We start from the raw sequence: 21,946 nt of genomic DNA, 5'->3' as shown, positions 1-21,946 counted from the left end.
CTCTTCCAGCTTCGCGACCGAGTTTCTTCTATCGCGTTGATCGCCTACTCATCTTGTCATTTTATACGACGCGCAGGCAATTCGGAACAGGATTGCCCTAGGCTCAACAGTTCTTTTTGGCTTCCTCCCACAACGCTTCGCGCTCTTCAGCTGCAAGCTCCTCCACCGAGCGACCGTCGACCTGCGCAGCGCTCTCCATGTAGGCCCAGCGTCGACGGAACTTGCCGCAGGTCGCGCGCAGCGCGCTCTCCGCGTCGACGCCCATGCGCCTGCCCACGTTCACGAGCGAGAACAGCACGTCTCCCAGCTCTTCTTCCACAGCGGCCACAGCGGCCTCTTGGATGTCGGCTCGGGCGGTTTCGTATGCGGCGTTTGCGTCGACCTTGCCGTTACCCGCCTTCGGCGCAGCCGCGTAGGCCTCGCGCAGTTCGCCAATCTCCTCGCGCACCTTGTCCCAGACGTCGTCGAGCGAGTCCCACTCGAACCCCGCCGAAGCGGCCTTGCGCGATATCTTTTGCGCCTGCATAAGCGCGGGAAAGCTCGTCGGCACGCCGTCGAGCAGGCCTTCCAACGATGACTGAAAGGATACGGACATGACGGAGCCTTCGGAAGCCGGTAGGGCGGAAGCCCCCTCTTGAGCCGATGCCCCGTCCGCGCCCGATTCGCCATACTCGCCGGCAGAGCCCGTGGAGGCTGCAGAGCGCTCGGCCAGCTTTACCCGGTCCCACAAATCGAGTACCTCGGAAGCGTTCGCGGCTTGCGCCTCGCCGAAGACGTGCGGATGGCGGCGCACCATTTTTTCGCTCACCTCAGCGCATACGTCGTCGATGTCGAACTCGTCCGAATCTGCAGCTATCTGGCTTTGCAGCACCACCTGTAGAAGCACGTCGCCCAATTCCTCGCGCACATGCGCCGTATCGCCGCGCTCGATGGCGTCGACAGCCTCGTAGGCCTCCTCGATCATGTTGTGCGCGATGCTTGCGTGCGTCTGTTCGCGGTCCCATGGACAGCCGTCGGGCGCGCGCAGGGCTGCGATGATGGCGACGAACCGGTCGAACGAAGGATGGTCGACGGGATCGATGGAGGGCATGGCGGGCTTCCTTTCTTCAGGTGATTGACAGCAGTATACCCCCGTGCGGGCAGCGTGGTATGCTGCACGACAAGGTGAAAGGACATTGGCATGCTCTCTACCCCCGATACGAACGCCCCAGCCGCGTGCAGATCCGGCGTGCAGCGCTCCGCGTGGTTCGCACGCCTCGCTTTTGCGGCAGTGTTCGTTGTGAACGTGCAGTGCGCGGTGCAGTTCGTGCTGTGGCCCGAGGCGTACACCAGCGGCTTTGAGCTGGCGGGCGTACCGGGCGCTACCGCCGTGCGCGGCCTCGGCATCGCGTTCCTCATGTGGAATGCCACCTACCCCGCCGTCATCGCAAGCCCCGCACGGTTCCGCGCGCTCGGCGTCGTCGTGCTGGCGCAGCAGGCAATTGGCCTCGCCGGCGAGTCGTGGATACGCCTATCCCTGCCCGCCGGGCACGAGGCACTCGCAGCCAGCATCGATCGCTTCGTCGTCTTCGATGCCGCCGGTCTCGCGTTGATGGGGGTTGCGTTCGCGTGGCTTCTGGTTGCCGACCGGCGTGCACGTCACGCCGCGGCGTGACGTGCACGCCGCTCCTTAGACGGCTCCCGCCACCCTTATGCAGATGGTTTCCGTTTCCCGTATACTGTGAAGTTGTTCGCACAAGAGATCGAGGAGCATCGCATGGTAACGGCCGAACAACCGCAACAGCTATCCGCATCGGCGCTCGCGCAGATCCGCGCGTTCCAGCAGAACGAGGCCACGGAGGCCGAGGTGTACCGTCGCATCGCCCAGCGCACGAAGGACGCGGGCAACCGCGACACCCTTCTGCGCATCGCCGACGAGGAGGCCAAGCACGCCGCCATCTGGCAGCGCTACACCGGCGAGGAGATGCGCCCGCAAGCTGGCAAGGTGCGCCGCTACGCGCTGATCGCGCTCGTGTTCGGCTTCACGTTCGCCGTCAAGCTCATGGAGAAGGGCGAGGCCAAGGCGCAGATCTCCTACGAGGAGCTGGCGCGCGAGGCCCCCGAGGCGCTGGACATCCGCGCCGACGAGGAGGCGCACGAGCAGGCGCTCCTGGCGATGCTCGACGAGGAGCGCCTGTCGTACGTGGGCAGCATGGTGCTGGGCATGAACGACGCCATGGTGGAGATGACGGGCACGCTGGCGGGCCTGACGCTGGCCATGCAGAACACGCGCCTCATCGCGCTGTCAGGCCTGATCACCGGCATAGCCGCCACGTTGTCGATGGCGTCGAGCGAGTACCTTTCGTCTAAGAGCGAGGGCCGTCCGGACGCGCTCAAGTCGGCCACGTACACGGGCATCGCCTACCTGGTGACGGTGGCGCTGCTCATCCTGCCGTATCTGTTGTTCGACGAGGCGCACTACCTGTGGGCCATGGGCACCATGATCGTTATCGTGCTACTGATCCTGGTGGTGTTCAACTACTACATCTCCGTGGCGCAGGACCTGCCGTTCAAGAAGCGCTTCGGCCAGATGGCCGGCATCAGCTTGGGCGTGGCCGCGCTGTCGTTCGTCATCGGCATCCTGGTGAAGCAGTTCCTGGGCGTGGATATCTAGGAGCGAAACGACGGCACGTAGCTCGGGAGCCGCGTGCCGCAGCAGAGGCGCACCCGACGCGCCTCTGCCATGCGACGGCATAAGTGATGACGCAATTGTCTGAAGGAGCATTCCATGATCGACCCCCGCAAGGCAGCTCTGATCATCATCGATATGCAGCACGGCTTTCTCGACGCCGACTCCGCGCTCTGCGTGGCGGGTGCAGCTGCCACGGTGCCGACCTGCGCCCGCGCGCTCAGCCATGCGCGCGAACTAGGAATGCCCGTGATCCATGCCGTGCGAGCGTACGCCGCCGACGGCTCGGACGTGGAAGCATGTCGACACGAACTATGGCTCACAGGCGGACGACCCGTATCTCGAGCCTGCGACGAAGGCCGCTCGCTTGCCGAACCCGAGGCGCTCAAGCCGCAGCCCGGCGACCGCGTGGTGGTGAAGCCGCGGTTCTCGGCGTTCTTCGGCACGGGGCTCGATGTGATGCTTCGCCGCCTGGGTGTGAGCACGGTGGTGCTCATCGGCACGACCACGCCCAACTGCATCCGCACCACCTGCTACGACGCATTGTCGCTCGATTACAATGTGGCGGTCATCGAGGACTGCACCTCGTCGCGCACGCCGGCCGTGCAGGCGGCAAACACCGAGGACATGGCGCACATCGGCGCGCAGATGCTCACGTGCGACGCGTTCTGCAGGCGCGGCTTGGAAAGCGTGCGCGACGTGGTAGCCGAGGTGGCCGCGGCCGTGCGGGAGGCGCGCCCATGATCGTGGACGTGCAGACGCTTGACGACCCGCAGCTCGACGCATATGCGCGGCTGACCGAGACGCAGCTGCGCAGCCGGCTGGAACCGGAGCGCGGGGTGTTCATCGCTGAGTCGGGCAAGGTGATCGAGCGTGCGCTGGAAGCCGGGATGGAACCATTGTCGCTGCTCATGGAGGCAAAGTGGCTGCCCGCGATGCAACCGATGGTCAACAAGATAGGCGCGCGATGGGGCGACGGCGTGCCTGTGTTCGTAGCCCCGCACGACGAGCTGGCAAAGCTTACCGGGTTCGAGCTAACACGCGGGGCGCTCGGCGCGTTTCGTCGTCCTGCGCTGCCGAGCGTGGCCGACATCGTGCGCGAGGCGCGGCGCATCGCCGTGCTTGAAGACATTACTAACCACACGAACGTCGGAGCCATCTTCCGCTCGGCGGCCGCACTCGGCGTGGAGGCCGTGCTGGTGACGCCGTCTTGCTACGACCCGTTGTATCGCCGCGCCGTGCGCGTTTCGATGGGAACCGTGTTCCAAGTGCCGTGGACGCGCATCGGCGAGGAAACCGGCGCGGGCGCCACCGGTACGGGCGGCTGGGCCGGGGCGGGCGTGCCGTTGCTGCACGAACTGGGCTTCAAGACCGCGGCCTTTGCGCTGACGGACGACTCCGTGCCGCTTGACGACGCGGCGCTCAACGCCGAAGAACGCCTCGCGCTCGTGTTCGGCACCGAAGGCGACGGCCTTGCGCACGACACCATTGCGCGCTGCGACTACACGGTGCGCATCCCCATGGCGGCAGGCGTGGACAGCCTGAACGTTGCCGCCGCCAGCGCTGTCGCTTTCTGGCAGCTGCGATAGGAACGGGAGGCGTCGATTTTGCATAACACCTTCCGCCCTCCTCCTCGGGATAGCAGGCGGTTCGACGACATCAGGCGGCGTCCAGCAAAAGCTCGCGAACGCCTTCCATCCCCTGGAGCCGGATGTTAAACGGCATCCTGAAACCGGATGTCGGACGGCATCTCGAGGCAGGCTGCGATGGGCAGGGCATGACAGAGATTCCTTCGCCCCCCTTTGAAAACCGCACACTTCGAAACGCTACAGCGAGTCGTCGGAGACGTGGCCCGTGTGGTTCACGCTCTTGGCCAGCGGGTTCTCCTTGAGGGTGAGCATGAGGAGAAAGCCCACCACCAGCAGGGGCACCACGTACAGGAAGATGGGCACGAGCGCGTCGGAGTAGGCCGTGGTGATGATGTCGCGCACGGGGCCGCTGAGGTGATCGATGAACTGGGGCGTGATGCGGTTCATGCTGATGTTGTCCACACGCGGCAGCTGCGCAGCCAGATCGGCGGCGAGGCGCGACGTGAACAGCGCGCCCACGAGCGACGCGCCCAGCGTGGAGCCGATCTGCCGGAAGAAGTTGTTGGCCGCAGTGGCCGTGCCCACGATGGCATGCGGGAACTCGTTTTGCACGATGAGCACGAGGATCTGCTGCCCCAGCCCTATGCCGAAGCCCAGGATGAACAGGAACACGCCCGTCATCAGCAGCGACGTGTCGGGCGTCAGGCGCGACAGCAGCACGAAGCCCACCGCCGCCACGGCGCACGACGCGATGGGCATCCACTTGTAGCGCCCGGTCTTCGTGGCCAAAAAGCCCGTGCTCACAGCCGTGAGCAGCACGCCCGCCATCATGGGGAACGTCATGAGCCCGGCCTGTTCGGGCGCGAGGCCGTCCACGATCTGGAAGTACGTGGGCAGGTACGACACCGTGCCCATCATGCCCAGCATGATGAACATGCCCGTGATGGTGCACACCACGAAGTTGCGGTTCTTGAACAGCAGCATGGGGATGATGGGCTCCTTCGCCCGCCGCTCCACCAGCACGAACGCCACGGCTGCAACCACGAACAGCGCGAACAAGCCGATGATCTGCCACGACAACCAGGGATACAGCGTGCCGCCCCATGCGGTGGCCAGCACGAGCGACGATACCGAAACGGCCATGGCCATCATGCCGCCCACGTCCACCGGCGGGCGATCGTCGCGGCGCTCGGGGTTCGTGAGGAAGAACGCCACGGCGCCGATGGCCAGAAGCGCGAGCGGGATGTTGAACGCGAACAGCCAGCGCCAGCCCGTCACCTGCACGAACCAGCCGCCCAGAAGCGGCCCCACCACGGTGGACACGGCGAACACCGATCCCATGACGCCCATGTACTTGCCGCGCTGCCGGGGCGGAATGATGTCGGCGATGGTGGCCTGCGCCAAGATGATGAGGCCGCCGCCCCCGAGCCCTTCCACGGCGCGACCCGCGATGAGGCCGTCCATGCTGGGCGCGAGCCCGCAGGTGGCCGAGCCCACGATGAACACCGAAAGCGCCACGATGAACAGGTACTTGCGGCCGAACAGGTCGCCCAGCTTGCCGTAGATGGGCATCATGATGGTGGACGCCAGGATGTAGGCCGTGGTCACCCACTGCATGTGATCGACGCCGCCCAGGTCGCCCACGATGGTGGGCAACGCCGTGGCCGTCACGGTCTCCGACAGCGTGGACACGAACATGGCCAGCAGCAGGCCCGCGAACACGGCCGCCACGCCGCGCTTGCGCGCGGGCTTGGGTTCGGCGGCGGGCACGTCGCCTTGGCGTGCTGAGGCGGCGGCCAGCTCGCTGGCGCGTTCGGCGGCGGCCTGCTCGGCGGCGGATGGATCGTCGGCTCGCTTGGCGGACTGAGCGCCGGACCGACCTGCAGGTTGATCGGCAAGCGGGTCGGCGGACTGCCGCACGGAGGCTTGCTCAGCGGATGGATCGGGGGCAGCACCCTTTGCGCGCGGATTGGCAGCCAACCCGCTTGCCGCTGTCTCCGGTTCTGCCGCCTCGCGCACCCGCGCTTCGTCTGCCGCTGTTGTACCCGTTCGGTCCACGCCTTCCATACCTGCTCCTTCGCCGTCGCATACCTGTAGCAAGTATCGATGAAGCGGCGAAGAAGATGATGGAGCGCAGCCCGCCGGAAAACGCACCGTGGCGGTTTTGAGGACGGAAGGACACGTGCGAAACTCGAACACAAGAACCCGCATGCTTTCGCTTGACTTTTCAATCTGTACTCTATATAGTTACAGTTATGAAATGTACACAAAGCTAGTACATTGAGCGATCGGCACGGGCAACGATAAGGAGGCGCAATGGACAGGCGCATGAAAAGCGAGACCCGAACAGGTATGACGGTTTTTACGTGCGCAGCGATAGCGGCGCTCGCGCTGACGGGAGCACTCGCGCTATCTGCCTGCTCGAACGCGCCGGCAGATTCCAAGGAGACGACGATGGAAGAAACGGGAGCCGGAAGCGCCGCCTCGCAGGCTGCGACGTCCAACGGCACGGCAGGAGCTTACCGAGCAATCACGGCAGGCGAGGCACAGGATATGATGGCCGGCGGCGACGTTACCATCGTGGATGTCCGCACACCGCAGGAATACACCGAGGGTCATATCCCAGGAGCCATCAATATACCGCTTGATCGCATCGGGACCGAGCAGCCAGCTGAACTCGCCGACCCCGGCGCGGAGCTTATCGTGTACTGCCGCACCGGCGTGCGCAGCAAGCAAGCATCGGACAAGCTGGTCGATCTCGGCTATGAGCACGTCAACGATATGGGCGGCATCGTCGACTGGACCGGCGACGTCGTTACCGGAGACCAACCGAACTAGCCTTGCGACGTTACCGGCGAACGCCTGGACGAGTCCGGCGACGTTGTTGCCGGCGACCAGCAGAACGAGCCCGGCATCGCCTCGAATACGAGCGCAGGACATCGAGCGAGCGAGCATCCGGCTTCGCGCCATCAGCAGCACAGACGGAAAGGATCATCATGGATCGATACGACGCGGCCATCATCGGCTTTGGAAAAGGCGGGAAAACCCTGGCGGCAGCGCTTGCGAAGAGCGGGCAGCGTGTTGCCCTCGTCGAACAGTCGCCAGAACGCTACGGCGGCACCTGCATCAACGTCGCCTGCATCCCCACGAAAACGCTCGTGCACGCCGCCGCCCTCTCGCAGGCGCGCGGCGGCTCGTTCGACGAGCGGGCAGAGCGCTACGCGGCGGCCATCGACGAGAAGAACCGCGTGACAGGCATGCTGCGCGAAAAGAACCGACGTAAGCTGGCCGACGATCCACAGGTGGACCTCATCGACGGCCGGGCGGCTTTCGTGAGCGCAACGCTTCTGGCCGTGCACCCCACCGCGTCCTCCGCCGACGATGATTGCGCGAACGGCTCGAATGAACCGCTCCTCATAGAGGCGAACCGCGTGTTCGTCAATACGGGAGCGCGCGCATTCGTTCCCCCCATCCCTGGCGTCGATGGGCCGCGCGTACATACCAGCGACACGCTGCTGAACGTGCGCGAGCTGCCGAAGCGCCTCGTCATCATTGGCGGCGGCTACATCGGTCTTGAGTTCGCCTCGATGTTCGCCAACTTCGGATCGACGGTGAGCGTGGTGCAGAACGAGGAAACGTTCCTCCCGCGCGAGGATGGCGACATTGCCGCAGCGGTGCTTGCCAGCTTGGAGGACCGAGGCGTGCGCGTCGTGCGCGCAGCCGCCATCGAGCGGATCGACGAGGGCGCTGGCGAGGCAACCGTCGTTATCGCGACCAAAGGCGAACGCGAGCAGTTGGCCGCCGACGCGGTTCTCGTCGCCACCGGGCGCCGCCCCAACGTCGAAGGCCTCGATGTTGAAGCGGCCGGCATCGAGCTCACTGACCGCGGGGCCGTGCGCACCGATGAGCGGCTGCGCACGAACGTCGAAGGGGTCTCCGCGATGGGCGATGTGGCGGGCGGACTGCAATTCACCTACATCTCGCTCGACGACAGCCGCATCGTGCTGGACGATATACTGGGGTCGGGCGAGCGCACCACCGAGAACCGCGGTGCCGTACCGTACAGCGTGTTCCTCGATCCACCGTTCTCCCGCGTAGGAATGACGGAGCAGGAAGCCCGCAGCGCAGGCTATGCGGTGCAGACGGCCCTACTCCCAGCGGCGGCCATTCCGAAGGCCCAGGTTCTGGGCAAGCCGGTTGGCCTGCTGAAAGCCGTCATCGATGCCGAGACCAATCTGGTGCTGGGCGTGCATCTGTTCTGCGAAGAATCGCACGAGATGATCAACCTGGCGAAGCTCGCCATCGATGCCGACCTCCCCTACCAGCGCCTGCGCGACGCCATCTACACCCATCCGACAATGAGCGAGGCATTCAACGACTTGTTCGCGGCAGTCGGCTAGGCAGCATCCCGGCATGCAGCGCGGCCCTGGCATATGCCGGGGCCGCGCTGCGTTCTATCTTCGTTCGAGCTCCTACTTCGCAATGAGCACCGGTATCTTCGAGGCGTGCAGCACTTTATGACTGACGCTTCCCATATACTCTTTGAGGCCGCTCAAGCCCCTGTTGCCAACGATAAGAAGGTCGTAGGAACGCTGATCGACCAGTTTCACGATCTCCGTTGCCGGGTTCGCTCCCGTGAGCAGCAGCGAATCCACCCTTCCGTGCAGGTCCTCCCCCATCTTCTCCTGCGCCTGGGCAACCATATCCTCGCCATCCTCGATCATCATGTCGAGAATTTCCTTGAAGTTCGCCATCTGCGCCTCATCAAGCAGCGGAATGGGGATGACGTAGACGATGTCGACATGCGCATGAGGATTGACGCGAGCCAGGTCGGCCGCGATCGCAAGCGCTCGATCGCCGCCCTCGGATTCGTCGTAGGCGACGAGCAGTTTGTCCATGGCCATGTGCGGTCTCCCTTCGGTCAGACGGCGCGTGCCGCCATGCGTGCACCTCCAGTATAAAGCTTTCTTTCCAGATCAGCTATACACAACACGCCAACAGCTTCGGCGCGATTAAGCGAACAACATGAGACGGCCGCGGCCGGCGGCCGGCGCCCTCTGCGCCCGCAGGCACCTGCCTCCCCTGCAGCCGGCGCCCGCCTCCCTCTGCGCCCGCGGAGGCCCGCCTCCCCCTACTGCGGCGCGGGGATCCGCGAGCGCGAAGGCCCATGCGTGCGCATGGAACCCGCGAGAGTCGAACCCGGCGCCGCATGCCACGCGTCGGCGAGGCGGGGTGCGCGAAACGCTTCGCTGACGACTGCGCAACCGCTTCTGCGCGGACTCGAACCACTGCCGACGAGGGCGTGCAGCTGGCCTACCATACAGAACCTGAGCCGGCGCGGAGGGCGCGCTTGGCGTACGTGCAGCACAGAGCATGCGCGAAGCCGCAAAGCGGCGCTCTGACGGAAAGGATCTTCCATGGAACACTTCGATGCAGCCATCATCGGATTCGGCACGGCGGGCCGCGCACTGGGCGCCGCGCTTTCAGACGCGGGGCACACGGTTGCCGTCGTGGAGCAATCGGACACGATGTACGGAGGAGCATGCGTGAACGTCGCCTGCATCCCCACAAAAGCGCTCGTGCATGCAGCGCGCGTATCGGCAGAGACCAGCGAGCTCGTCAGCCACCAGGAGGAGCGCTACGCAGCCGCCATCGACGATATGAACCGTATCCGCACCGCGGCCCGCGAGCGCAACTACCACTCCCTCGCCGACCGGGAAAACGTGCGGGTCGTCAACGGAACGGCCTCGTTCGTCGACCAGAACCGCCTGCGGGTGGCCGCGCAGGAAGACGCGTTCGAGCTCGAAGCGGACCGCATGTTCATCGACTCGGGCTCGTTGCCTCGAAAGCCCGATATCCCTGGCATCAACAGCCCGCGCGTGTACACAAGCGACGAGCTCATCGACGTGCGCGTGCTCCCTCGTCAGCTCATCGTCATCGGCGGCGGCTATGTGGGCTTGGAATTCGCTTCGATGTACACCGACTTCGGAGCGCAGGTCACGGTTCTCCAGCGCGGGGAGGCCATTCTCGAGGGAGAAGATGCCGAAACGGCGCAGGCCGTCCAGCGCAGCCTTGAGGCGCGCGGCATCAAGATACTCTGCAACGCCGACGTCCAGCGCATCGACGACGAGCACGATCAGGTGCTGGTCATCGCGAAGGTGCAGGGCGAAGAGAAGCGGCTTCCCGCCCATGCCGTGCTGGCAGCCATCGGGCGCGTGCCCAACACGGACGGCCTCGATCTTAAGGCGGCGGGTATTCGCCTGGACGAGCATGGCGGCGTTGCAGTTGACGAGCACCTGCGCACGAGCGCTGCGAACGTATGGGCCATGGGCGACGTGACAGGCGGCGCGCAGTTCACCTACCTCGCGTACGACGACTTTCGCATTGTGGCATCCGACGTGCTCGGCGATGGCGAGCGCACAACCGAAAACCGCGGATCCATACCGCACTGCACGTTCGTGCATCCCCCGTTCGCGCGCATCGGCGTCACTGCCGAGGAGGCGCGCGCTGCAGGTTTCACGACGCGCGTGTTCACCTTGCCAGCCACGAGCATATCGCAAGCATCCATCCTCCAGGACGAGACAGGCCTCATGAAAGCCGTGGTGGACGCGAACTCAGATCTCGTGCTGGGCATGGACCTGTTCTGCGAGGACGCCCAAGAGCTGGTCAACCTCGTCAAGATCGTCATGGACGCGCGCATTCCCGCCTCCGTGCTGCGCACGGCCATCTTCTCGCATCCTTCCATGACCGAAGCGTTCAACAACCTGTTCTCCGGCAGTCCCGTGCAAAACTGACCACGTGCACGCAAGCGCACAGCGGGGGTCGCATGTCGACCCCCTTCAACTTTATTTTACATTATTGACATGGGGTTTTTCCAAGCAGAGTATGGGTGTGTCCCAACCGCCCAGACACCCGAACGCAACTGCACAGGCGCTGTCGCGCGCAGCCGGGTTCCTGCGCGCCCAGACAAGAAAGGAAGACTCGCGATGACAATCGAAGCTTACTGCATGAAGTGCAAGGAAAAGCAGCACATGCAGAACCCCGTGCAGGGCACTACGAAGAACGGCAAACCTATCACGAAAGGCACCTGCCCGGTGTGCGGCAGCACGATCTGCCGCATCGGCGCCGCGAAGTAGCGCGCCCGGCGCTTCGCCGACGGAGCGCTTTCGAAGAACACACGAGAGCAACGAGCCGCGCGCCTGGGGAAGGGCGGTGCGGCTCGTTCGACGAGGAGGAACGACCATGGAAGCACCATCTATGAAGAAGTATGCGGCCGAGTGCCTTGGCACGTTCGTGCTGACGCTGTTCGGTTGCGGCAGCGCAGCCATCGCCGGAGCCGTGCTGGGCACGCTGGGCATCGCGATGGCGTTCGGTTTGTCCATTATCGCCATGGCATTCGTCATCGGCAACGTTTCGGGCTGCCACATCAATCCGGCCGTGTCGCTGGGGCTGTTCCTCGACAAGCGCCTGAGCGCTCGAGACCTCATCGGCTATTGGATAGCCCAGTTCATCGGCGGCATCGTTGCAGCTGCGGTGCTGGCGCTCATCATAAGCATGTGCGATCTAGGCGGCGTGCTGGTCACCGGCCTTGGCTGCGACGGCTACGAAGCCGCATCGGCCGTGGGCATCACCGTGGTGGGCGCGGTGATCGTTGAGATTATTCTCACCTGCATATTCGTGCTATCCGTGCTGGGCTCGACGGCCGACGAGCGCACGGCGCCCTTCGCGGGCATCATCATCGGCCTCACCCTCACGTTCGTGCACATCATGGGCATCCCGCTGACGGGGACGTCTGTGAACCCGGCGCGCAGCTTCGGACCTGCGCTCTTGATGGCATTGAACGGCGACATGACTGCGCTTTCGCAGGTATGGGTGTTCATCGTGTGCCCGCTTGTGGGCGCCACCTGCGCCGCGGGCATCTGGGCGGCGTTCAAGAAGAAGAGCAAGGCCGTGTCCGCCGCGTAGGGCCTCTACGCCCAACCCGGCTCAGGCATCGCACCCGCCACCTGCCTGCATCGGCCCTTTACCGCGGCTGATGACCAGGAAGGCTCCGAGAAGAACCTGGTAGAGTCTCGTCAGCATGGGAGAGATTCGCTTCTCCATGCTGACGAGACATACCGGTACCAGCATCGTATCGTCAGGCGCAAGGGGAATGATCGCTGTGTCGAGATGCATTTTGGCCATGACCTCGATGCCCGTCGTGAGGATGATGCCATCGCGGTTGAACATATGGTCGGTTATGTTCTCAAGATCCACGGAGGCGAATGCCAATCTGGGCGAGCGCTCGCGATACAGGGAAGCGATCGTGCGATTGGAATCGCTGAACCATGTGGGGTCCGCCACGATATAGGGTTCGAGGTCGGCGAGAGAGACGGTATGCTGCTTGGCGAGCGGATGGCTTTTCCTCATCATCGCCGCAGGCGCCAACATCCCAACGGTCTCGCATCGCACATCCGGATGCCGGTAGGAACCCAGGGTAATGAGGGCGTCGAGGGCTCCGCCGCGCAGATTCGCGAAGCCGCGCTCGCCCATGGCGAGCTCCATCGATGTTCTGCATCCCATCTGGCTTTCGACGAGCTGCGCAACGCTCTCGCGCAACTGCTCGTTGCCGTTAAACGGAGGCGTGTTCAAACCGAGGCACAGGCTTTCGCCCGCCTCGCGGCTCCGATACGTCTGCGAGAACACCTCGAGTTCGTCGAAACACGTGATCGCATCGAGAGCCCTCTGGTAGAACGCCATGCCGTACTCCGTGGGCTTCACGCCGCGGCAGCCACGCTCCAGCAGATCGCCCCCAAGCTCGGTCTCAAGATTGGCGATGGCCTTCGAGATAGCCTGCACCGTCACGTACAGGTCTTTGGCCGCAGCCGACAGGCTTCCCTTGTCGACCGCCCCGACGAAGTACTTCACTTGTTTTATGTTCAAAACAGGTCCCCTTCGAAGAAGAATGCTCGATGACCGCCGCCCCTCGAGCGACTCTCGCTGTCAGATTCTATCGCTCATGCTCATTGATCGACGGGGGGCCGTTCTTATTCAACTTCTTTTTTAAACCTCCTGGTCACACAAATAAAATCCGGCGCCGGACCGCACGCCGCACCCCATTGCGCGCCCGTGCGCCCATGCGGGCCGGACCTCGGCCGCGCTGAGCCTGCTTCCGCACGCGTCTTTTCGCACCTGCGCGCCCATGCGGGCGGATGAGCGCTCGCGCTCGTTCTGTGCCGGATGCCAGCGCACGGCGGGCGGTCTGCTATGCTGTCATCGCAACCTGCTCGCATCGCGGCGAGCCGAGACAGGGGCGTACGACAGGAGGACGAACGCGCGTGAACCCGCTCGAACTACTCAACCGACCGACTTTCGCCGACGTCGAGCGCATCGGTATGCCGCGCGCTCTGCTGCACTATCGCTACGGAACGCTCTGGACGACGTTCTTCGAGTCGCTCGGGCGCGAGGTGGTGCTGAGCGCCCCCACCACCAAGGACATCGTTGCGCAGGGCGACGCCCTGTCGCATGACGAATGCTGTTTGGCCTCGAAGATTTTTCTTGGGCATGTGGAGTCCCTTATTGGCGCGTGCGACGCCGTATTCATTCCGAGCATCGGCAACCTGGGACGGTTCAAGATGTTCTGCACGAAGTTCCAGGCCCTGCCCGACCTGGTTGCCAACACGTTCGCCGAGCGCGGGCTCAGGCTGGTTTCGTGCCTTGTGAACGAACTTGAAGGCGTTGGCATGCGGGAAGCGCTCGTCGGGCTTGCGGCCGAATTCGGCGCCACGTCGCATGAGGCGAGGCGCGCATGGAAGACGGCTTCTCGTGCCCAGGAACACGCCGAGCGCGCAAAGACGGCGGCACAGAACCGCCAGCTCCTTCTGTTGGATCATGCACGGCGCAAACCGACCGGAGAAGAGAGGGCATCGGTCTCCATCCTGCTGGCCGCCCATCCCTATATCGCACACGACCCGTTCCTGGGCGGAGAGCTTGCGGACATGCTCGATCGACTGGGCGCGACGGTATTCCATGCCGACGCGGTCGACCGCGAGCAGGCTACGCGGGAGAGCTTCGAGTTCTCGCAAACGTTGCCCTGGATCGTGAACCGAGAAATCATTGGCGCCATCACCGCGTGCTACGAGCAGGTGGACGGCATTGTGCTGATGAGCGCCTTCCCTTGCGGCCCGGACTCCATGACCGACGACGCCATTGTTCGCTGCATGCAAGGCAAGCCCATCCTGAACCTCACCATCGATGCGCAAAGCGGCACCGCCGGCCTCGAAACCCGCGTGGAAAGCTTCATCGACATACTGCGCTACCAGAAGAAAGGGGGCTACGTGCATGGCTCGTGACGATGCAGAGGATGCGCGCCGCAGCGCCGGCAATCGTTCGGAACCGTCGCGCTTCGCCGCGCGCCGCGACATCGGCCCGCTGCACACCGACCGAGGCCAGGAAGCGCGCGGCGTGCGCGTGGTCGTCGGCGGCGAGCGCGGCCCCTTCAAGCTGCTCCCCCAGAAGAAGCGGACCAAGCGCGACCGCCACGCGCGCACCCGCGTGGCGTTCTTCCGCTACAGCTATTACGACATCGCATTCAAATTTTTCGTAGAGCAGGTGCTCGATGCCGATTTCGTCGCCCTTCCGCCCGCCACCAAGCGCACGATCGAGCTGGGTTCGCGCCACTCAAGCGACTTCGTGTGCGCGCCGTTCAAGCACATCCTGGGAGATTACATAGAGGCACTCGAGTTGGGCGCCGATGTGCTCGTGCAGTTCGCGGGGCCGTGTCGCCTGGGCTACTACGGCGAGTTGCAGCAGTCCATCCTGCGGGATCTGGGCTACGAGTTCGACATGCTCAATTTCGCGATGCTCACGGGCAAGCCCTTGACCGAGTACATCTCGACGTGCAAGAAAAAGGTGAACCCGGACGTATCGGTGCCTCACGGGGCGCGCAATATGCTGGCCGTGTTCAAGATGATCGAGAACCTGGACGAAGCGAACGACTACTACCTGGCAAACGCAGGGTTCGAGGTTGTACCTGGCTCGTTCGACCGCGCCCGCGCCGCGTACTTCGACGCCATGCGCTTGGCTGCCTGCGAGCGCGATATCGCAGAAGCGCATCGCGCGGGCATGGAGGCCTATCGCGCCCTGCCGACGAACCGCCCCGGTCGGGTGCTGCGCGTGGGCATCGTGGGCGAGTACTTCACCGCAGCCGATCCGTCCAGCAACCTCGATCTGGAGCGAAAGCTGCTCGGCATGGGTGTGGAGCTGCACCGGATGCTGAACATGACGAACCGCAACCTGCGCTACAACGAAAAGAACCTGCGCGCGAGCATCTCTGACTACGTGACGTACGACATGGGCCCTACCTCGAGCATGACCATCGCAGCTGCCCTCAAGTACGCGCAGGAGGGCTTCGACGGCGTCGTGCATCTGAAATCGGCAGGCTGCACGCCGGAAGTCGATTGCATGCCGGTTCTCCAGCGCATCAGCCGCAACACCGGCATGCCCGTACTGTACTTGAGCTACGATTCGCAAACGAGCGATACCGGCCTGGATACGCGGCTTGAAGCGTTCTACGACATGCTGGCTATGAAGAAGGAGCGGACACGATGATGGACTGCTACCTGGGCATCGATATCGGCTCTATCTCCACGAAGGGCGTCATCATCGATGATCGGCGGCGCATCGTCGCGCGCACGTACCTGTGGACCGAAGGCAACCCGGCCGACGCCGCGCGCCGCGTGGTAGCCGACTTAGGATCGCAGGTGGACCGCAACGCGGTGCGCGTGGGTGCCGTGGGAACCACGGGCAGCGCGCGACGGCTGGTGGGCGCCATGTGCGGCGCGACCGTGGTGAAGAACGAGATCACGGCGCATGCTGTGGGCACGACGTTCCTCCATCCCGACGTGCGCACCATCCTCGAAATAGGCGGCCAGGACTCCAAGATCATCTGCGTGGAGAACGGCATCGCCGTGGACTACGCCATGAACACGCTATGCGCCGCCGGCACCGGCGCGTTTCTGTCGAGCCAGGCACACCGCCTGGGCGTGGAGGTGGAGGAGTTCGGAAGCATCGCGCTCACGTCGAAGAAGCCTGCGAACATCGCAGCGCGCTGCACCGTGTTCGCCGAAAGCGACCTCGTGCACAAGATCCAGGTGGGTTATGCGCGCGAGGATATCATCGCCGGGCTCTGTCGCGCCGTGGCCACGAACTACCTCAACAACGTGGGCAAGGGCAAACAGATCGTCGCGCCGGTGGTATTCCAGGGCGGCGTAAGCAAGAACGCCGGCGTGGTGCGCGCCTTCGAGGACGAGCTAGGCATGGACGTGATCGTGGACGCCGACGGCCACCTCATGGGCGCGTTCGGCGTGGCGCTGCTGGCGGCCGAGGCCGCCCCGCGCATCACGAGCGCAGGTGACGCGAGCGGCAACGCCGGTGCGCAAGCCGAGGCGTTCGACTTTGACGCGCTGCGCTCGTTCGAGTTCGCAACGCGCGAAGTGGAATGCCAGAAGTGCGCGAACCGCTGCGAGATCATCTGCGTGTTCCGCAACGGAGTGATCATCGACTCCTGGGGCAACCGCTGCGAACAAGGCGCCGTCAAAACGGAGACGTACGCGAAGGCGCCTTCGAGCAGCCTCCTTCCCTGACGAAGGGCATGCGACGGCGCCTTCGGGCAGCCTTCTTCCATCCGCGGGCGCTGCCGGGCGCCCAGCGGAAAGCTCTAGCCCTCGCCGTATTGGAAACCGGGGTAAAGCGTCATGCCGCCGTCGACGTAAAGCGTGATGCCGGTCACGTACTTTGCCTGTTCGGAGGCGAGCCATGCGGCTGCCGCAGCGACATCCTCGGGCTCGCCGATGCGATGCATCGGCACGAGCTTCTCGGTGGATGCGAGTGCTTTCGGGTCGGCGAACTTCGCCGCGTTGATGGGCGTGTTCATGGCGCCGGGCGCGATGGCGTTCACGCGGATGCCGCGATCGGCGTACTCGAGCGCAAGCGTTTTGGTGAGCATGCCCACCCCCGCTTTGCTGGCAGCGTAGTCCGCGAAGTGCGGCCACGGAATGGCCTCGTGCACTGACGACAAGTTGATGACGACGCCCGACATGCCGAACTCCAGAAAGTGGCGAACCGCACAACGGCTGCCGATGAACACGCCGGTCAGATTCACGTCGATGACGCGCTGCCATTCTTCGACCGTGCGCTCATCCGACGGCATCTCGCTCTCGACTCCCGCGTTGTTCACCCATACGTCGATGCCTCCGAACGAGGACAGCGCATGGTCGCGGAGCGCCTGGATACCCGCTTCGGAAGAGACGTCCGCCTGAATCGCGGTTCCGGCGCCTCCGGCATCCTCGATAGCCCGAATCGTTGCGCGGGCGCCCTCTTCATCGGTGTGATAGTTCACCACGATATTCATGCCCTCGGCGCCTAAACGCTGCGCGATGGATGCGCCGAGTCCTTTCGAGCTTCCGGTGACTACCGCTGTTTTATCGTGCAGATCTTCGTACATGCCGGGCCTCCTGCCACATACCTTACGGGAGCGCGCCTTGCAGACGCGCTAGTGCGCAGGGTACCCAAAGCCCTATCGGCCCCACCTCTCGACCGGTCGATGTCATCCGACCGTCAGCGGCCCGTCGGGGGAAGTTTCTACAGAAGCGGCCGCCTTTCCACGACCCGATATGCCGCGCACTGCAAACAGGGCGCGCTCCGCAGGAGTCGCGCCCATGTGCTTGCAGGGCGTATGCTGAACGCCCGGATTATCGTCGTGCGCCGGCGAGATGTGTCCGTGCTCAGGATTCGCCGGGTCCTAGGCCATCAGCTTCGTGACGGCGTTTGCATAGGCTACCGGATCGTCGATGGGCATTCCTTCCACGATGAGCGCCTGATTGTAGAGGACCTCGGCGTAGAGCTTCACCTTATCGGCATCGCCGGCCTCCTGCGCAGCCTTCAGCACGTCGAACACGCGATGCTTCACGTTGAGCTCGAGTACGCGCTCCGACTTCGGAGCTTCGCCGCCGTCGGGCATCTGCGCCATGATGCGCTCCATCTCAAGCGAGATCGGGCCGGCCGCCGAGATGCAGGCGGGCGCATCGGTGAGCCGCGACGACACCGCCACGCTGGTCACCGCATCACCGAGTGCGTCCTTCATGGCCGCGAACAGCGCCTCGTTCTCCTTCGCAGCCTCCTCGGCCTCCTTCTTCTCCTCCTCGGAGGCCAAATCGAGATCGCCCGACGCCACGTTCTTCAGTTCCTTCGGACCCGTGCCCTCGATCGGCTTGTCCTCTGCGTCAAGCTCTGGCTCAGGGCCGTACGTCATCATCGACTGGAAGCAGAACTCGTCGACATCCTGCGTGCACAGCAGAACGTCATAGCCCTTCCCGAGCACCGTCTTCACGACGGGCAGCTTGCCCAAACGATCGATGCTCTCACCCGCAGCGTAGTAGATGGCCTTCTGGCCTTCGGGCATGGCCTCGACATACTCGGGGAGCGTGACCAAACGCTCCTGCTTTGCGGAGTAGAACAGCAGCAGATCGGCCAGCTGGTCTTTCAGCATGCCGTAGCTCGTGTAAATGCCGAACTTCAGACCACGGCCGAAGTTCTCGAAGAACTTCTCGTACTCCTCGCGATCGTTGTCGCGCATCTTCTGCAGCTCGGACGTGATCTTCTTCTCGATCTTCCGTCCGATGGCGCGCAGCTGGCTGTTGTGCTGCAGCGTCTCGCGGCTAATGTTGAGCGTGAGGTCTTGGCTGTCAACGACGCCGCGCACGAAATTGTAGTGATCGGGCAGCAGCTCCTCGCACTTCTCCATGATGAGCACGTTGGAGCTGTACAGCGCAAGGCCCTTCTTGAAATCCTTGCTGTACAGGTCGAAAGGAGCGCGTCCGGGAATGAACAGCAGCGCGTCGTAGGAAAGCGCGCCTTCGGCATGGACGCTGAACGTGCGCGCCGGGTCGGCGAAGTCGTGGAAGTCGGTCTTATAGAACTCGTTGTACTCCTCTTCGGCGACCTCGGACTTGTTCCTCTTCCAAATGGGAACCATCGAATTGATGGTGTCCAACTCGAAATACGTTTCGTACTCAGGCGTGTAGTCGTCGCCGGCGTCCTCGGGCTTCGGCTTCTCGCGCGACTTAGACACTTCCATCTGCACGGGATAGCGCACGTAGTTGCTGTAGCGTTTAATGAGGCTCTTCAGACCGTACTCCGAAAGGAAGGTATCGTACGTGTCGTTCTCAGAGTCGTCTTTGAGCGTGAGGATGATGTCGGTGCCGTGGCCCGCGCGCTCGGCCTCCTGAATGCTGTAGCCTTCGACGCCGTCGCTTTCCCAAGCCCAGGCCTCGTCGCTGCCGTAGGCGCGCGACACGACACGCACGCTCTTGGCCACCATGAATGCGCTGTAGAAGCCCACGCCGAACTGGCCGATGATATCCACGTCGTCGCCCTGAGCCTCGGCGTTGTCCAGCTTGAAAGCAAGCGAATCGGAGTGCGCGATGGTGCCGAGGTTGCGGTCCAGCTCGTCCTTGGTCATGCCGATGCCGCTGTCGCTGACCGTGACCGTTCGGGCATCTTTGTCGTAACTCACGCGAATGGCCAGCTCGTCCTTGCCAAGCTGGATGTCCTTGTCGGTGAGGCTTCTGAAGTAGAGCTTGTCCACCGCGTCGGAGGCGTTGGAAATGAGCTCTCGCAGAAAAATCTCACGGTTCGTGTAAATGGAATTGATCATAAGATCGAGCAGTTTTTTGCTCTCTGTCTTGAACTTGCGCATGGTTCGCGTCGCATCCTTTCATGCATTAGCAGTCTAGACCTTCGAGTGCTAATAGGAGATTGTAGTCGGAGCTTTGGGCATGTCAAGCAGTCGGGTCGACCATTCCATACGATCTTCGCCCGGTGCAGGCGCTGCAGTGCTACATGCCCTTCAGCAGAAGCGGAAGCTCTACGTGGAGAGCATCCGCGATGCTCTCCACGATTGAGAATACCCGAGGGTCGCTTGCACCCGCTTCGATGCGGGCCAGCTCTTCGCAGACCAGACCCGCCTTGACGGCCAGCTCCTCTTGCGTCATACCCTGCGCCGTGCGCTCAGCGGCAATGTTCAATCCCAGAATATACGAAGCTTTCGACACGTCATGCTCCATCCGCAGATCACACGCGTATGCCCAGGCTCACGAACGTCTTGTCATCCAGCACGCCGCCCTCGACCTGACAGACGGCCGCCGCGGCGCAGTTCGCGATGGCAAGCGCGTCTTTCCATGTCCGACCAGCGGCGCGAGCTGCGACCAGCGCCCCCAGGTGCGCATCCCCCGCACCGATCGAGTCGACCACGTCCACAGGCTCGGCCACCACCGTCGTGCAGGAGCCGTCGGCGAACACGGAGGCTCCGGCAGCTCCGGCCGTGATTACCGCCGCGTTCCCGCATTCTTGCGCGATGGCGAGGCCCGCCGCTTCGAGCGAGGAGCATCCCGTATAGGCGCGCGCCTCTTGATCGTTGAGGTGCCACACAGGGTGGAGCGCGTTGATGCGAGCTGTCTTTGCGGGCTCCACTCCCAGGATGCGCGGCCCGGGCGCATAGTATAGCCGGATGTCAGCATGATCTTCGAAGAAGGAGATGATCGCGTCCCCGCCCGCCCCCTCGATCTCGTATCCGCTTGCAAGACCGTAGCCGAAGCAACTTGGGTCGAGTTCGTCGAACCAAGAGCGCTCGAAGTGCCTGTCGATTCCGGGCAAGGTGAGCATCGTCCGCTCGCCGTCCGGTTCGACCAAACATACGCACCCGCCGCTGTCGAGCACGGCGCCATCGCCGCGCGCGGGTACGCGCAGAGCTTCAAGGCCGCGCGCATGCAATTCGCGCTCGACGAAGCCAGCGAATATCCCCTCGCCCACCGGCGCGAACAGCGTATGCGGCACTCCCAGCTGGCGCAGCATGTTCGCCGAGTTGAAGGCGCAGCCGCCCACGCGCGCTCGCACGCTTTCCGCGACCGCGCCTTCGCCCGATTGCGGAAGCCGCGGCATATGGCAGACGAGGTCGACCATGATGGCCCCGACCGCGAGGATGGCTGGTGATGCAGCAGGCATGTCGCGCCCTTTCTTCGCCTTCGAGCGAGAGTCGGTGCAGGTACACCCGCAGGAGGGTGAGACGGCGACGTTATTTGCCGATGATCAGCGCGATGAGGACCACCGGCTCGTCGGAATCGTTGACCAGGCCGTGCGATTCACCGTCGTCGCAGAAGGTGACCGCACCTGCCGAGACCTGGCGTTCGACGCCGTTGTCATTGTAGGTGCCCGTTCCGCTCAGGATGTAGTACGCCTCCGTCTCGCCAACGTGCTGATGCGTTGGCAGCTCGCTGTGCGGCGCGACGGTGAGCTGGGCGAACAATCGGCACGTTTCCCCCATGCAACTCGGGTCGACCAGCACGTCCTTAACATAGTTGCGCGGCCCTTCGGTGACATCGATGATCTCGCGGGTATACGTGACACTCATGGCTCCCCCTTCAACGGCGTTTCGATTCGTCAAGTATAGCAAACCGCCGGCGCCGCGCCTCCCACAGGTCAACCAGATACAACGTGCAATTGTGCGCCCGGGAGCGTCGCCGCGGCCCCGAGAACCAGTCGGCCCAGGACGCCGCGGCCCCGAGCACGGGCGGCAGGGCGGCCCGTCCCGTGCCCTCCCGGGCGAGCCCACGGGGCCCGAGGGGCTACTCGGATTCCTGGGGGACCTCCACGT

Annotated in this window: 21 protein-coding genes; 12 read left to right on the top strand and 9 right to left on the bottom strand. The window is 63.9% G+C overall.

Annotation, left to right across the window (positions count from 1 at the left end; genetic code table 11):
• Nucleotides 1-103: 103 nt before the first annotated feature.
• Entirely contained in the window at nt 104-1,090 is a 987-nt protein-coding gene (mazG, locus tag C2L71_RS05020; protein WP_103264690.1) for a nucleoside triphosphate pyrophosphohydrolase, read from the bottom strand.
• Nucleotides 1,091-1,180: 90 nt separating this feature from the next.
• Here mazG and C2L71_RS05015 point away from each other — a divergent pair, with 90 nt between their 5' ends.
• From C2L71_RS05015 to C2L71_RS05000, 4 genes are all read left to right on the top strand, one after another.
• Nucleotides 1,181-1,654, top strand: coding sequence for a hypothetical protein (locus C2L71_RS05015; protein ID WP_103264689.1), 474 nt, complete (start codon nt 1,181-1,183; stop codon nt 1,652-1,654).
• A 102-nt stretch (nt 1,655-1,756) separates the two neighbouring features.
• The gene (locus C2L71_RS05010) at nt 1,757-2,653 is read left to right on the top strand and encodes a VIT1/CCC1 transporter family protein (protein ID WP_103264688.1); all 897 of its coding nucleotides are present in this window, start codon (nt 1,757-1,759) and stop codon (nt 2,651-2,653) included.
• A 114-nt stretch (nt 2,654-2,767) separates the two neighbouring features.
• A complete protein-coding gene (locus C2L71_RS05005; RefSeq protein ID WP_103264687.1) occupies nt 2,768-3,412 on the top strand; it encodes a cysteine hydrolase family protein in 645 nt (214 codons plus the stop codon).
• Complete coding sequence (locus C2L71_RS05000) at nt 3,409-4,257, top strand: TrmH family RNA methyltransferase (protein WP_103264686.1); 849 nt, start codon at nt 3,409-3,411, stop codon at nt 4,255-4,257. Before C2L71_RS05005 ends, C2L71_RS05000 begins: the two co-directional genes overlap by 4 nt.
• A gap of 237 nt (nt 4,258-4,494) precedes the next feature.
• Here the strand turns inward: C2L71_RS05000 and C2L71_RS04995 are convergent, their stop codons facing one another.
• Entirely contained in the window at nt 4,495-6,324 is a 1,830-nt protein-coding gene (locus tag C2L71_RS04995) for an MDR family MFS transporter (protein WP_103264685.1), read from the bottom strand.
• Nucleotides 6,325-6,711: 387 nt separating this feature from the next.
• On the opposite strand from C2L71_RS04995, the gene C2L71_RS04990 reads away from it, so the two are divergent.
• The gene (locus C2L71_RS04990; protein ID WP_239926373.1) at nt 6,712-7,095 is read left to right on the top strand and encodes a rhodanese-like domain-containing protein; all 384 of its coding nucleotides are present in this window, start codon (nt 6,712-6,714) and stop codon (nt 7,093-7,095) included.
• Nucleotides 7,096-7,253: 158 nt separating this feature from the next.
• Complete coding sequence (locus tag C2L71_RS04985) at nt 7,254-8,657, top strand: FAD-dependent oxidoreductase (protein ID WP_103264684.1); 1,404 nt, start codon at nt 7,254-7,256, stop codon at nt 8,655-8,657.
• 72 nt (nt 8,658-8,729) lie between these two features.
• Here C2L71_RS04985 and C2L71_RS04980 read toward each other — a convergent pair whose 3' ends face one another.
• Nucleotides 8,730-9,161, bottom strand: a complete 432-nt coding sequence (locus tag C2L71_RS04980; RefSeq protein WP_103264683.1) for a universal stress protein — start codon at nt 9,159-9,161, stop codon at nt 8,730-8,732.
• 513 nt (nt 9,162-9,674) lie between these two features.
• On the opposite strand from C2L71_RS04980, the gene C2L71_RS04975 reads away from it, so the two are divergent.
• The 3 genes from C2L71_RS04975 to C2L71_RS04970 all read left to right on the top strand — a co-directional run bounded on the left by C2L71_RS04975 (nt 9,675) and on the right by C2L71_RS04970 (nt 12,222).
• Complete coding sequence (locus C2L71_RS04975; RefSeq protein WP_103264682.1) at nt 9,675-11,051, top strand: FAD-dependent oxidoreductase; 1,377 nt, start codon at nt 9,675-9,677, stop codon at nt 11,049-11,051.
• Nucleotides 11,052-11,243: 192 nt separating this feature from the next.
• Nucleotides 11,244-11,393, top strand: a complete 150-nt coding sequence (locus C2L71_RS12125) for a DUF5679 domain-containing protein (RefSeq protein WP_170042437.1) — start codon at nt 11,244-11,246, stop codon at nt 11,391-11,393.
• Between the two features lie 106 nt (nt 11,394-11,499).
• Nucleotides 11,500-12,222, top strand: a complete 723-nt coding sequence (locus C2L71_RS04970) for an aquaporin (protein ID WP_103264681.1) — start codon at nt 11,500-11,502, stop codon at nt 12,220-12,222.
• Nucleotides 12,223-12,243: 21 nt separating this feature from the next.
• Here C2L71_RS04970 and C2L71_RS04965 read toward each other — a convergent pair whose 3' ends face one another.
• Complete coding sequence (locus C2L71_RS04965; RefSeq protein ID WP_103264680.1) at nt 12,244-13,179, bottom strand: LysR family transcriptional regulator; 936 nt, start codon at nt 13,177-13,179, stop codon at nt 12,244-12,246.
• A 395-nt stretch (nt 13,180-13,574) separates the two neighbouring features.
• Here C2L71_RS04965 and C2L71_RS04960 point away from each other — a divergent pair, with 395 nt between their 5' ends.
• From C2L71_RS04960 to C2L71_RS04950, 3 genes are read left to right on the top strand one after another with little or no spacing between them, the layout of a single operon-like run.
• The gene (locus tag C2L71_RS04960; protein ID WP_239926371.1) at nt 13,575-14,588 is read left to right on the top strand and encodes an acyl-CoA dehydratase activase-related protein; all 1,014 of its coding nucleotides are present in this window, start codon (nt 13,575-13,577) and stop codon (nt 14,586-14,588) included.
• Nucleotides 14,578-15,846: a 2-hydroxyacyl-CoA dehydratase gene (locus C2L71_RS04955; protein ID WP_239926369.1), complete on the top strand. Its 1,269-nt coding sequence runs from the start codon at nt 14,578-14,580 to the stop codon at nt 15,844-15,846. Before C2L71_RS04960 ends, C2L71_RS04955 begins: the two co-directional genes overlap by 11 nt.
• Nucleotides 15,843-16,880, top strand: a complete 1,038-nt coding sequence (locus C2L71_RS04950; protein ID WP_187143274.1) for an acyl-CoA dehydratase activase — start codon at nt 15,843-15,845, stop codon at nt 16,878-16,880. The genes C2L71_RS04955 and C2L71_RS04950 overlap by 4 nt, the downstream gene beginning before the upstream one ends.
• Nucleotides 16,881-16,954: 74 nt before the next feature.
• Here the strand turns inward: C2L71_RS04950 and C2L71_RS04945 are convergent, their stop codons facing one another.
• The 5 genes from C2L71_RS04945 to C2L71_RS04925 all read right to left on the bottom strand — a co-directional run bounded on the left by C2L71_RS04945 (nt 16,955) and on the right by C2L71_RS04925 (nt 21,703).
• Entirely contained in the window at nt 16,955-17,740 is a 786-nt protein-coding gene (locus C2L71_RS04945; protein WP_103264679.1) for a glucose 1-dehydrogenase, read from the bottom strand.
• A gap of 297 nt (nt 17,741-18,037) precedes the next feature.
• A complete protein-coding gene (gene htpG, locus C2L71_RS04940) occupies nt 18,038-19,993 on the bottom strand; it encodes a molecular chaperone HtpG (protein ID WP_103264678.1) in 1,956 nt (651 codons plus the stop codon).
• Between the two features lie 139 nt (nt 19,994-20,132).
• A complete protein-coding gene (locus C2L71_RS04935; RefSeq protein WP_157938927.1) occupies nt 20,133-20,348 on the bottom strand; it encodes a helix-turn-helix domain-containing protein in 216 nt (71 codons plus the stop codon).
• 19 nt (nt 20,349-20,367) lie between these two features.
• On the bottom strand, nt 20,368-21,297 hold the full coding sequence (locus C2L71_RS04930) for a PfkB family carbohydrate kinase (protein WP_103264676.1): 930 nt from the start codon (nt 21,295-21,297) through the stop codon (nt 20,368-20,370).
• 70 nt (nt 21,298-21,367) lie between these two features.
• Entirely contained in the window at nt 21,368-21,703 is a 336-nt protein-coding gene (locus tag C2L71_RS04925) for a cupin domain-containing protein (protein ID WP_103264675.1), read from the bottom strand.
• Nucleotides 21,704-21,946: the final 243 nt, after the last annotated feature.

It is taken from the genome of Enteroscipio rubneri (assembly GCF_002899715.1).
Classification (GTDB): domain Bacteria; phylum Actinomycetota; class Coriobacteriia; order Coriobacteriales; family Eggerthellaceae; genus Enteroscipio; species Enteroscipio rubneri.
The sequence above is the reverse complement of the archived record's forward strand: the minus strand, read 5'-3'. Positions and strand labels throughout refer to the sequence as shown.

Bases quoted from the DNA above. Each gene is read 5' to 3' on its own strand.
- C2L71_RS04995 (WP_103264685.1), bottom strand. From the start codon at position 6,324: ATGGAAGGCGTGGACCGAACGGGTACAACAGCGGCAGACGAAGCGCGG.
- C2L71_RS05005 (WP_103264687.1), top strand. From the start codon at position 2,768: ATGATCGACCCCCGCAAGGCAGCTCTGATCATCATCGATATGCAGCAC.
- C2L71_RS04985 (WP_103264684.1), top strand. From the start codon at position 7,254: ATGGATCGATACGACGCGGCCATCATCGGCTTTGGAAAAGGCGGGAAA.
- C2L71_RS12125 (WP_170042437.1), top strand. From the start codon at position 11,244: ATGACAATCGAAGCTTACTGCATGAAGTGCAAGGAAAAGCAGCACATG.
- mazG (WP_103264690.1), bottom strand. From the start codon at position 1,090: ATGCCCTCCATCGATCCCGTCGACCATCCTTCGTTCGACCGGTTCGTC.
- C2L71_RS04925 (WP_103264675.1), bottom strand. From the start codon at position 21,703: ATGAGTGTCACGTATACCCGCGAGATCATCGATGTCACCGAAGGGCCG.
- C2L71_RS04970 (WP_103264681.1), top strand. From the start codon at position 11,500: ATGGAAGCACCATCTATGAAGAAGTATGCGGCCGAGTGCCTTGGCACG.
- C2L71_RS05010 (WP_103264688.1), top strand. From the start codon at position 1,757: ATGGTAACGGCCGAACAACCGCAACAGCTATCCGCATCGGCGCTCGCG.
- C2L71_RS05000 (WP_103264686.1), top strand. From the start codon at position 3,409: ATGATCGTGGACGTGCAGACGCTTGACGACCCGCAGCTCGACGCATAT.
- htpG (WP_103264678.1), bottom strand. From the start codon at position 19,993: ATGCGCAAGTTCAAGACAGAGAGCAAAAAACTGCTCGATCTTATGATC.
- C2L71_RS04990 (WP_239926373.1), top strand. From the start codon at position 6,712: ATGGAAGAAACGGGAGCCGGAAGCGCCGCCTCGCAGGCTGCGACGTCC.
- C2L71_RS05015 (WP_103264689.1), top strand. From the start codon at position 1,181: ATGCTCTCTACCCCCGATACGAACGCCCCAGCCGCGTGCAGATCCGGC.
- C2L71_RS04930 (WP_103264676.1), bottom strand. From the start codon at position 21,297: ATGCCTGCTGCATCACCAGCCATCCTCGCGGTCGGGGCCATCATGGTC.
- C2L71_RS04950 (WP_187143274.1), top strand. From the start codon at position 15,843: ATGATGGACTGCTACCTGGGCATCGATATCGGCTCTATCTCCACGAAG.
- C2L71_RS04980 (WP_103264683.1), bottom strand. From the start codon at position 9,161: ATGGCCATGGACAAACTGCTCGTCGCCTACGACGAATCCGAGGGCGGC.
- C2L71_RS04955 (WP_239926369.1), top strand. From the start codon at position 14,578: ATGGCTCGTGACGATGCAGAGGATGCGCGCCGCAGCGCCGGCAATCGT.
- C2L71_RS04975 (WP_103264682.1), top strand. From the start codon at position 9,675: ATGGAACACTTCGATGCAGCCATCATCGGATTCGGCACGGCGGGCCGC.
- C2L71_RS04945 (WP_103264679.1), bottom strand. From the start codon at position 17,740: ATGTACGAAGATCTGCACGATAAAACAGCGGTAGTCACCGGAAGCTCG.